A 2579-nucleotide genomic window follows, 5' to 3' on the forward strand; every position below is an offset into this window, starting at 1 on the left:
GTGTCCTGCGGACACAGATGCTCACGCATCAAAGTCAATTCTTTTTACTATCTTTAGTCTCAAATTCCCACAACTGACAAATATACAAGACCGTTAGCACCAATACAAAACAACCAATGAAAAATATTACCTTTAAAACATTACTTTTTATCCTACTCTTTATAAGTCAAATTTCTTTTGGACAAAGACTTACATTGAACGACATTGAAAATATTTGTAATAAATCAAATTGGGAAAGTGTAAATCAATTTCTAATGAATAAGAATTGGGAATATTATGAATCTGAAAAAGGAAATTCAGAAAAGTATAGCACTATAACTTGGTCCTATGAAAAAACTTACGGAGACAAGGCTTCTGCTTGGTTTTACCTTTATACTTATGAAGGATTTCCAAATAAATTAAGTTATTCCGTTTTCAATAAACCCTCATATTCTGCTATTCAAAACTCATTAAATTCAAAAGGTTACAAACTTCAAAATAGCGAAATTGAAAACAATGAATTAATTTCTACATACGCAAACAGTAAATTTATTTTAAAAATAACAACAGAAAAAAGAGAAAAAGATGACTATTCAAGTTTTGACGAAAGTATTACTGCATATAGATTTCTATTAATAAAAAAGTCTAGTATTTATGATCCAGATAATGGAAAGAAAGTCAATTACTATTATGGTAATACAAAACAAGCTGAGTACACAAAAGTAAATGGAGAAATTGATGGTGCTGTAAAAGTCTATTATGAAAATGGCAACCTAAAAAAAACAGGTTATTATAAAAGTGGTTTAGCAGATGGAAACTTTGTAGAGTATGACGAAGAAGGAAATAAAATATTTGAATATTATCAGAGTAATGATAAAAAAAATGGAAAATTTACAGCTTACGAGAACAATAAAATCTCTTATTCAACATATTATAAAGATGATATTCAAAATGGAGAGAGAACAGAATATTTTTACGATGATGAAAGTGGAAGGCTTTATCTAAAAGTTATTGGAGTCCTATTGAATGGAGAAAAAGAAGGAAATTGGAGCTTAATTTTCATAGATAAAGAAAAAGGAGAAAGAATATTAACAAAAACAAATTATTCAAAAGGTTTAAAAAATGGTTTTTCACAAGATATAAAAGGAGACAGTTTAGTATTAGCAAACTATTCAAATGATAAATTAGACGGTAACTACAAAGTTTATTTAGATGTTACAAGATCTGTGCTTGGAGGTGTCATAGAGACTGATGTTTCAAAATTGTTTTTAATATCAGAAGGAAAATATCAGAACGGTAAAAAAACAGATTATTGGCAAAACTATTCCTTAACAAAATCTTTAAGTAGTGAAGGCAATTATTTGAATGATGAAAAAACTGGCGAATGGAAATATTACTATTCAAAATATACAATTAACGATAAACCTACCCACTATTCAGAAAAAATATATTTGATAGAAAACTATAGAGAAGGTAAATTAAATGGTTTGTCAACACGATTCTCCTATTTGAATAAAGAGAAATATAAGTGTTCAGAATTAGACGAAAATAATAAACCAAAAGATTCTTGTACTCGAATGGTTTACCAAAAAGTTTTGCAAAAATCTAATTACAAAAACAATAAATTGAATGGTGCTTTTGAGTTAAGAGATTCATTAAACATTTTGGTTGCAAAAGGTGATTTTGCAAATGACCAAAAAACTGGCAAATGGTTTCATCGTTACCAAGGTGAAGATTATGATGGTAACCCATACCCATATTTTATGGAAGGCTTTTACGAAGACGATGAGAAAGAGGGAGAATGGATATATTATTTTAAAAAAGGAAAAATCGATAAAACGATAAATTACTCAAACGGAGAATTAGATGGAAAATTCACAGAATGGAATAATCAAAATAAACCAAAAGAAATAAAGCTTTTTAATGATGGTAAACTTAAGGAATTAATTGTTTATGATAGTATCAGTCAACAGCCTGAAAGAAAATTTGAAATTTTTGATGAATATTCAGGTAGATATAAATGTCGTTTTACGCAATACTTTCCAACTAGAAAAATTTCTCAAGTTTATTGGTTAAAAAAAGAAAATGAAATAAGCCATAATTGGTTTGAAATTTCATTCTTATTGAAACTAAAAGAGAATGACAAGTCTTTAATTTATAAAGATGGAGAGTATGAGGTTTATGACATAAGTAATAGACCTATAATTACAGGAGAGTATTTTAAAGAAAATAAAATTGGAGATTGGATTTACTATTATTATCCGCAAAAAGTCAAAATAGAAATCGAATATGACTATAATTTAATTATTACAGAGAAGTACTTGGATTTAAACGATGCCTTATTTTCTGGAAAATTCACTTATATTAATGATAAGGATAATATTAAAGAAATTCGTAAAATTAAGGATGGATTGAGAAATGGAAATACAGAATTCATCGATATAAATACGGGAAATAGAATAAAAAAAATAAAATATAAAGACGGTAAAATAAAATAAGTACTGGTGCTAACAAAGAACTGAGGTAAAAAGCAACTCTTTTCTTCCTTAATTTTAGAGCATATTTATCCTGTACTAAAACCTCTATTTCTTTAATCTTAG

1 protein-coding gene is annotated in these 2579 nt (G+C 27.4%); it reads left to right on the plus strand.

Annotation, left to right across the window (positions count from 1 at the left end; all coding sequences use genetic code 11):
- The first annotated feature begins 116 nt into the window (after positions 1-116).
- Entirely contained in the window at positions 117-2477 is a 2361-nt protein-coding gene (locus G551_RS0112200; RefSeq protein WP_156876796.1) for a toxin-antitoxin system YwqK family antitoxin, read from the plus strand.
- Positions 2478-2579: the final 102 nt, after the last annotated feature.

It is taken from the genome of Mesonia mobilis DSM 19841, assembly GCF_000423405.1.
Lineage (GTDB): Bacteria > Bacteroidota > Bacteroidia > Flavobacteriales > Flavobacteriaceae > Mesonia > Mesonia mobilis.

What these genes read in the sequence shown, in the direction of transcription:
- G551_RS0112200 (WP_156876796.1), top strand. Translation starts at nt 117, where the DNA reads ATGAAAAATATTACCTTTAAAACATTACTTTTTATCCTACTCTTTATA.